Annotated in this window: 7 protein-coding genes and 1 pseudogene; 4 read left to right on the top strand and 4 right to left on the bottom strand. The window is 75.2% G+C overall.

What is annotated here, in order from left to right; translation table 11 throughout:
- Both PAI11_RS18500 and PAI11_RS24730 read right to left on the bottom strand, forming a co-directional pair.
- Positions 1 to 299 (bottom strand): annotated as a pseudogene (locus PAI11_RS18500) (hypothetical protein); the annotation flags it as partial.
- Positions 296 to 2,362 (bottom strand): polysaccharide biosynthesis protein, encoded by a 2,067-nt coding sequence (locus PAI11_RS24730; RefSeq protein WP_007577624.1) that lies wholly within the window; start codon positions 2,360 to 2,362, stop codon positions 296 to 298. The pseudogene PAI11_RS18500 and the gene PAI11_RS24730, both read right to left, overlap by 4 nt.
- Positions 2,363 to 2,481: 119 nt before the next feature.
- Here PAI11_RS24730 and PAI11_RS18490 point away from each other — a divergent pair, with 119 nt between their 5' ends.
- The 3 genes from PAI11_RS18490 to PAI11_RS18480 all read left to right on the top strand — a co-directional run bounded on the left by PAI11_RS18490 (position 2,482) and on the right by PAI11_RS18480 (position 5,005).
- Complete coding sequence (locus PAI11_RS18490) at positions 2,482 to 3,246, top strand: DUF6518 family protein (protein WP_007577622.1); 765 nt, start codon at positions 2,482 to 2,484, stop codon at positions 3,244 to 3,246.
- A gap of 97 nt (positions 3,247 to 3,343) precedes the next feature.
- Positions 3,344 to 4,357, top strand: coding sequence for an aldo/keto reductase (locus tag PAI11_RS18485; RefSeq protein ID WP_040600932.1), 1,014 nt, complete (start codon positions 3,344 to 3,346; stop codon positions 4,355 to 4,357).
- Between the two features lie 60 nt (positions 4,358 to 4,417).
- On the top strand, positions 4,418 to 5,005 hold the full coding sequence (locus tag PAI11_RS18480; protein ID WP_007577620.1) for a TetR family transcriptional regulator: 588 nt from the start codon (positions 4,418 to 4,420) through the stop codon (positions 5,003 to 5,005).
- A gap of 31 nt (positions 5,006 to 5,036) precedes the next feature.
- On the opposite strand, the gene PAI11_RS18475 is transcribed toward PAI11_RS18480, so the two are convergent.
- The gene (locus PAI11_RS18475) at positions 5,037 to 6,083 is read right to left on the bottom strand and encodes a DUF354 domain-containing protein (RefSeq protein WP_007577619.1); all 1,047 of its coding nucleotides are present in this window, start codon (positions 6,081 to 6,083) and stop codon (positions 5,037 to 5,039) included.
- Positions 6,084 to 6,139: 56 nt separating this feature from the next.
- Positions 6,140 to 7,258: a DegT/DnrJ/EryC1/StrS family aminotransferase gene (locus PAI11_RS18470; RefSeq protein WP_040600930.1), complete on the bottom strand. Its 1,119-nt coding sequence runs from the start codon at positions 7,256 to 7,258 to the stop codon at positions 6,140 to 6,142.
- Between the two features lie 166 nt (positions 7,259 to 7,424).
- On the opposite strand from PAI11_RS18470, the gene PAI11_RS26505 reads away from it, so the two are divergent.
- On the top strand, positions 7,425 to 7,804 hold a 380-nt coding region (locus PAI11_RS26505; RefSeq protein WP_040600928.1), incomplete at its 3' end, for an undecaprenyl-diphosphate phosphatase.

Genomic DNA, 7,804 nt, shown 5'->3' with positions numbered 1-7,804 from the left:
CGCGGCGCCCCCGGAGTCGCCGGCGCGGCGGGGCGCGCGGGCGGCGCGGCGCCGGGGTGCGGCGCCAGGGTCTGGACCCGCGGCTGGGCCTGCTGCTCGGCCAGCTGGCGCTCCAGCTCGGCCAGCCGCTCAGGGGCCGTTCCCGCCCACTCCCGCAGGCGCTGCAGCTCCCGGCCCTGGGTGAAGACGAGGATCGCCATCGCGGCCACGGCCACCAACGAGGCGAACCCCACGTAGGGGCCGATCGTGTCGAACTTGCTCGCGAAACCGGAAGCGAGCAGGGGGACCGCGGGGGTCATAGCGGACCAGTGTAGGCGTTCGCCCCAACGTCTCGCGCACCCGGCGAGCCGCCGTCGGCGGAGCCGCCGCGACCGCCGTCGCCCGTCCCCGGGGGTGCGGCGGACGCCGACCCGGGCACCGGCATCTCGGCGTGGGCGCGTTGCAACTCGGCGACCTTGGCGGCCAGGCCGGCGGCATCTCCCTCGAGCACCAGCAGCCCGACGTCGTTGAACATCGCCTCGACGACCGCCGGATCGAAGACCGTCCGCTCGGCCCGCTGGATCCGCTCGGCGTCGGTCGGCCGCGGCACCTCGAAGGGGTTGAACAGCTCCTCGTGGAGCTTCTCGCCGGGCCGCGAGCCGACGACCTCGATCGCGATGTCCTCGTCCGGCTTCAGCCCCGACAGCTCGATCATGTCGCGGGCCAGCTGCATGATCGCGACCGGCTCGCCCATGTCGAGCACCAGGATCTCGCCGGTCCGCCCGAGCGACCCCGACTGGATCACCAGCTGGACCGCCTCGGGGATCGTCATGAAGTACCGCGTCATCGCCGGATCGGTGACCGTCACCGGCCCGCCGAGCCGGATCTGGCGCTGGAAGATCGGGACCACCGAGCCGCTCGATCCGAGCACGTTGCCGAACCGCACGCACGAGAAGCGGGTGCCGGGCCAGCGCTGGGCGGCGCTCTCGACCGCCAGCTCGGCCAGCGCCTTGCTCGCCCCCATCACCGTCTTCGGGTCGACCGCCTTGTCGGTCGAGACGAGCACGAACCGCTCGACGCCCGCCTCGCCGCAGAGCCGCGCCAGCGAGCGGGTCGCGACGGCGTTGTTGTGGACCGCCTCGACCGGGTTGGCCTCCATCAGCGCCACGTGCTTGTAGGCGGCCGCGTGGAAGACGACCTGCGGTCGGTGCTCGGCGAGGATCTCGCGGACCCGGTCGCCCTCCTTGACGTCGGCGATCACCGACGCGACGACGGCCTCGGGCACCTGCCGGTCCTCGAGCAGCTCGCGCTCGATCTGGAAGAGGTTGTCCTCGGCGTGGTCCAGGATCACCAGCCGCGCCGGCCCGACGCGCGCGATCTGGCGGCACAGCTCGCTGCCGATCGACCCGCCGGCCCCGGTCACCAGCACCACCTGGTCGCGCAGGTACGCGCCGACCCGGTCCAGCTCCATCCGCACCGGGTCGCGGCCGAGGACGTCCTCGACCCGCACCTCGCGCACCTGCCGGACGGCGGTGCCCTCGCCCGCCTGCAGCAGCTCGAAGACCGTCGGCAGGGTCCGCACGGTGACGCCCCGGCGGCGCCCGGCCCGCAGCACGTCGGCCCGCAGGGTGCCCGGGGCCGAGGGGATCGCGATGATGATCTCGTCCGGCTCGACCTCGTCGATCACCCGCGGCAGGTCGCGGATCCGCCCGAGCACCCGGACCCCGTCGATCCGCGTCCGCAGCTTGCGATCGTCGTCGTCGACGAACCCGACCGGCCGCAGCCCCAGCGACGGGTTGCGGAGCATCTCGCGCAGGACCAGGCGGCCGCCCTCGCCGGCGCCGACGATCAGGGCCGAGCGGCCGGAGCGGCGCGAGCGGAACCCGAGCAGCAGCCGCCCGTCGGCGAACGAGCGGACGGCCACGCGGGCGCCGAGCAGCAGCAGGACGCCGGCCACGACGGTGAAGACGAGCATCCCGTTGGGGACGTTGACCACGGTGTTGACCGACTCGACGATCGGCTTGCCGGCCGAGTCGCGGTGCGAGCGGGTGAGCGTGTTCGTCACCGGCTGCAGCAGCTGGTTGGCGCCGACGAACAGAAGGATGCCCAGCACGACGCCCTGGGCGACCCGCACGGCGTCGGCCGCCTCGGTGTAGCGCCAGCGCCGGTGGTAGCCGCCGAAGGCCCAGACCGCGATCACGATGCAGGCGGCCGCGATGAACCACGTGTGGTTGAAGAGGTTCGAGTAGCGGTCGTTGACCTTGTCCAGGTCGAACCGCGCCCGGAAGCCCAGCCAGTAGGCGCCGACGGCCAGCACGAAGTCGACCAACGCCTGCAGCGGCGAGAGTCGGTGGAAGGTCAGCGCAGCGGGGCGTCGCCGCATCGGGGCGATTCTCGCACGGGGTGGCGGAGGGCACCCGCGACGCCACGGGCCGTGCGCGATCGCCCGCCCGCGATCGGCGCCTTCAGGAACCGCTAGGGAACGGCCGCGATGATCGACGGGTGGCCGTCCCGAACCGCAGCGACGCCTCCCCGCGCCAGCCGCGGTCGCCGACCGCGCCACGGCACGGGGCGCCGCCCGCGACCCGCCGGCCGCGACCGGTCCCGCTGCCGCTGGTGGCGATCGTGGTCGTCGCGATCGCGCTGCTGCTCGGCTTCATGGGCCGGTCGGCCAACAACGGCGCGTTCCACGGCTCGTGGGAGTTCTCGCGGCTCGGCGGACCGTGGCTGGTCGGCGCGTTCGTGGCCGGGATCGTCGGCGGCTGGCGGCGCGGCCCGGGCGGGCTGGCGCTCGGCATCGCCGGCGGCGCGATCGCGATCGCCGTCGGGTCGCTCAGCTACTACGGGATCTACATCTTCTTCGAGGACGGCAGCGCCCCGCGACGGGCGGCCCGGCTCGGCGTCGGCTGGGCGATGGCCGGCCTGGTCGTCGGCGGCGCGCTCGGGCTGCTGGGGGCGACCTTCGCCACCCGCGCGGGCGGCCGCGGCCGGGTCTGGATGCAGGGCGCGGCGCTGGGCACGCTCGGCGGCCTGCTGATGGGCGAGTCGATCGCGCTGCTGTGGGTCTGGGATCAGCACGACCTGCGGGTGATGGCGACGCTGGAGGGGCTGGGCGGCGCGGCGCTGGTGGCCTTCGCGGCGGTCGGGCGATCCTGGCGATGGATCGTCGCCGCGCTGATCGCGGCCGCGGCGACGGCGACCGTGGCGCCGATCGTCACGACGATGGTCCGCGAGGCGCTGCGGCGGATCGGCTGGGCGGGGGCGTGAGTCGACCGGCGTGATCGAGCGGCACGGCGGGACGGGTCTCCCGACGAGATGAATGACAGATCTTGACTTTTGTCATCTGTCATTCCATACTCCTCCTATGCCCTCCACGACGACCCTCCCCACCCGCGCTCTCGGCAGGTCCGGCCCGCGCGTCTCCGCCCTCGGCCTCGGCCTGATGGGCATGTCCGACTTCTACGGCCCGGCCGACCGCGCCGAGAGCATCGCCACGATCCACGCCGCCCTCGACGCCGGGGTCACGCTGCTGGACACCGGCGACTTCTACGGGATGGGGCACAACGAGCTGCTGCTGTCCGAGGCGCTGCGCGGCCGCGATCGCGACGGCGTCCAGGTCAGCGTCAAGTTCGGCGCGCTGCGCGGCCCCGACGGCAGCTGGAACGGGATCGACGGCCGGCCCGAGGCGATCAAGGCCTTCGCCGCCTACAGCCTGCAGCGGCTCGGCACCGACCACATCGACGTCTACCGCCTGGCACGGCTCGACCCGGACGTCCCGATCGAGGAGACCATCGGCGCGATCGCCGAGCTGGTGCAGGCCGGCTACGTGCGCCAGATCGGCCTCTCCGAGGTCGGGGCCGAGACGATCCGCCGCGCCGCGGCGGTCCACCCGATCAGCGACCTGCAGATCGAGTACTCCCTGATCTCGCGCGGGATCGAGCGCGAGATCCTGCCGGCCACCCGCGAGCTGGGGATCGCGATCACGGCCTACGGGGTCCTCTCCCGCGGGCTGATCAGCGGCCACTGGACGCCGACCCGCGACCTGCCCGCCGGCGACTTCCGCGGCTTCAGCCCGCGCTTCCAGGACGAGAACCTGCGCCGGAACCTGGCGCTGGTCGACGCGCTCCGCGAAGTCGCCGACGGCCTCGGGGCGAGCGTCGCCCAGGTCGCGATCGCCTGGGTCCTGGGCCGCGGCGAGGACGTCGTCCCGCTGATCGGCGCCCGCCGCCGGGAGCGGCTGGACGAGGCGCTCGGCGCGGTCGCGCTCGACCTGACGCCCGACGCCGTCGCCCGGATCGAGGCCGCGGTGCCGGCCGACGCCGCCGCCGGCGACCGCTACGACCCGGGCCAGATGGCGGACCTGGACAGCGAGCGATGAGCGGCCGCGGCGCGCGCTCCCGGCCGACCGCCGCGGCGACGCGGCTGGGAGACTGATCGCGTGGCCGGCGTCCTGACCCGCGAGCAGATCCTCGAGGCCGCGGAGGAGACCCTCCGCCGCTTCGGCCCGGCCAAGACGACCGTCGTCGACGTCGCCCGCACGCTCGGCGTCAGCCACGGGACGGTCTACCGCCACTTCCCGAGCAAGGCCGCGCTGCGCGACGCCGTCGCCGAGGAGTGGCTGGCCCGGGTCTCCGCGCCGCTCGAGGCGATCGTCGCGTCCGGCGGCCCGGCCCTGGGGCGCCTCCACGACTGGGTCGCGACCCTCAGCGCGACCAAGCGGGGGCTGGCCGCCGAGGACCCCGAGCTGTTCGAGACCTACGTGACGCTGGCCGTCCAGTCGCGCGAGGTGGTCGACCGCCACGTCGACGAGCTGGTCGCGCAGCTGACCGCGATCGTGGCCGCCGGCGTCGACGCCGGCGAGCTGGCGGCGGCCGATCCGGCGGCCACGGCGCGGGCGATCTTCGACGCGACCTCGCGCTTCCACAACCCGGTCCACGCCGGCGAGTGGGCGGACGCGGGACTCGCGGACGCGTTCGAGGCCGTCTGGTCGCTGCTGATCGACGGCCTGCGCCCGCGGCGCGGCTGAGCGACCGGCGCCGCGCGCGACGGGCCTGGCCTCAGGCGACCGGCGACAGCAGCAGGTCGGTGAAGACCGCCGGGTCGCGGCGGATCCGTCCGCCGTCGCCGACCGAGCGGTCGCGCTTGACCAGCTCGACCTCGGCCGGGTCCTCCAGCCGCCGCAGCCGCCCGCTGGCGATCAGCGCCTCGTCGACGGCGCCGGGCCTGCCGTCGAAGGTCGTGAAGACGGGCGTCCCGAGCGCGACCGCCTCGCGGTTCATCGTGCCTCCGGCGCTGACGACGAGGTCGGCCAGGGCGACCAGCGACGGGCCGTCGATCGGCGTGTCGGGGACGACGAACCCGCCGGCCCGCGCCAGCTCGGCCCGCTGGTCGGCCGTCCGCGGCAGGACCACGACCTGGCCCTGTTCGCGCAGCTTCGTCAGGACCGCGGCGAAGCGGTCGTTGTGGAAGCGGTGGTACAGGGAGACCTCGGGCGGGGTGCGGACGACCGCGATCGGGCGCGCCGGGTCGAGCCCGAGGTCGGCGAGGACCGTCGCGTCCGGCTCGAGGTCCGCCAGGTAGTACTCCTCCTTCAGCCCCGCGTAGGCGCGGATCTTGCCGCTCGCGCCGTAGGGCGCCAGCCGCTCGGCCGGGATCACGTCGGGAACCACCACCGCCTGCGCCAGGTGGCAGTTGATCTGGTGCTGGACGGTCGCCCACTCGTAGTCGAAGGCGGTCGTCGCCGGGATCCCCAGCAGCGCGGCGGCGACGGTGACGTCGTTGGAGCCGTGGCCGATCGCCAGGTCGAAGGGCCGCGCGCCGGCGCGACCGCGCCAGCCGCCCCCCGGCCAGCCGCCGACCGACCGCGCCCAGCGCATCAGCGCCGTCGTGCGCGAGGCCAGGCCGCGGGCCTTGTCCGGCAGCCGCTCGCCGCGGTGGTGCCCGATCGCGGTGTGGGCGATCCCGTAGCGGTCGCAGAGGCCCAGCGTCTGGGCGAAGTCGCGGGCGGTCACGTCGACCTCGTGCCCGCGCCGGCGCAGCTCGTCGATCACCGGGCGCAGGACCAGGACGTGCGGGCTGTTGGTGAGGTCGATCCAGACGCGCATCGGCGCCGGGGATGCTCGCAGGACGGCGGGCACGCGGGAGTCCCCGGTACGGGCGCTCAGCGCCCGGCCAGCACCGCCGCGACCCCGTCGACGACCGCGCCGACCTGCTGGTCGGTGATCGTGGCGCTGACCGGCAGCGCCAGGTGCGTCCGCGCCAGCTCCTCGGTGACCGGCAGCGAGACTCCGCCGTCGGGCAGGTAGCGGGCCATCGGCGGCTGCCGGTGGACCGGCGTGCGGTAGTAGGGGCGGGCTCCGATCCCGCGGACCCGCAGCCCGGCGGCCAGCTCGTCGGCGCGGTCGCTGCGGACCACGTAGAGGTGCCAGGCCGCCGTCGACCCGGGCGCGGGCACCGGCAGCGTGACCAGCTCGCCCAGGCCGGCGTTGCGGTAGCGCTCGTGGGTGCGCGCCCGGTGGGTCGCCCAGGCCGGCAGGTGCGGCAGCAGGACCCGGAGGACCGCGGCCTGCAGCTCGTCGAGGCGGCTGTTGTAGCCGATGTCGACGTAGTCGACCTTGTCGGCCGAGCCGTGGAACCGCAGCGTCCGGACGCGCTCGGCCAGATTCGCGTCGGCGGTCGTGACCGCCCCGCCGTCGCCGAAGCAGCCGAGGTTCTTGGACGGGTAGAAGCTGAAGGTCGCGAGGTCGCCGAGCGCGCCGGGGCGGGCGAGGGCGCCGCTCTCGGCGCGGATCGTCGTCGAGCCGGCGGCCTGGGCGGCGTCCTCGACCACCGGCAGCCCGGTGCGGGCCCGGATCTCGGCGATCGGGGCGACGTTGCCGAACAGGTGGACGGCGACGATCGCCTTCGTCCGCGGGGTGACCGCGGCGGCGACGGTCTCGGCGGTCACGCACATCGTGTCGGGATCGACGTCGCAGAAGACCGGGGTGGCCCCGGTCGGCGGGATCGCCTCGGCGCTGGCCCAGAAGGTGAACGAGGGCACGACGACCTCGTCGCCGGGTCCGACGCCGAGCGCCCGCAGCGCGATCACGATCGCGTCGGTGCCGTTGGCGACGCCGACCGCGTGGCGGGTCCCGATCCAGTCGGCGAACTCGCGCTCGAACGCCTCGACCTCGGGGCCGAGGATGAAGCGCCCGTCGTTGGCGACGCGCAGCAGCGCGTCGTGCAGCTGCGGGCGCAGCGGCTCCAGCGCCGTGGCGGTGTCGAAGAGCGGGACCGACATGGTCCAAGCGTAGGGCGTGGTCGTGCGGCGTCGCACGTGGGCGCGCATGCACCGCGCCGGCACGGGCCGAGACGCCCGTGGCCGGGGCCCGCTCCGGCCGGCCGCCGAGCGCCGACGCGCCCAGGTTCGTCCCCGGCCGACCGAGCAGGTCGTAGCCTCCCGGCCGATGCCCGACCAGCTCAGCCGCCGACGCGCGCTGCTCGCCGCCCAGCTCGCCGGCCTGTTGCACGGGCCAGCCGAGACCCTGCCGGTGTCGTCCTCGGCCCACGTGGCCTTCGTCGCGCGGCTCGCCGCCGGCCGGCGGGGACGCCGGCCCGCCGATCCCGAGATGGCCAAGAGCGTCGAGGTCGGCGCCCACGCCGGCACGCTCGCCGGCCTGGCGGTCGGGCTTCGGCACGAGGCCGTCGAGGCGCTCGGCTGGGCCCTCCGCGAGCCGCGGGCGGCGGCGCGGGCGGCCGGGCTGATCGGCGTCGCGTCGCTGCCGGCGGTGGTCGCCGCGCTGACGCTCGAGCGTCCGATCGAGCGGCGGCTCGGAGGCGACCGCGC

This window comes from Patulibacter medicamentivorans (genome assembly GCF_000240225.1).
GTDB lineage: Bacteria > Actinomycetota > Thermoleophilia > Solirubrobacterales > Solirubrobacteraceae > Patulibacter > Patulibacter medicamentivorans.
This window is presented reverse-complemented; position numbering and strand designations above follow the sequence as displayed.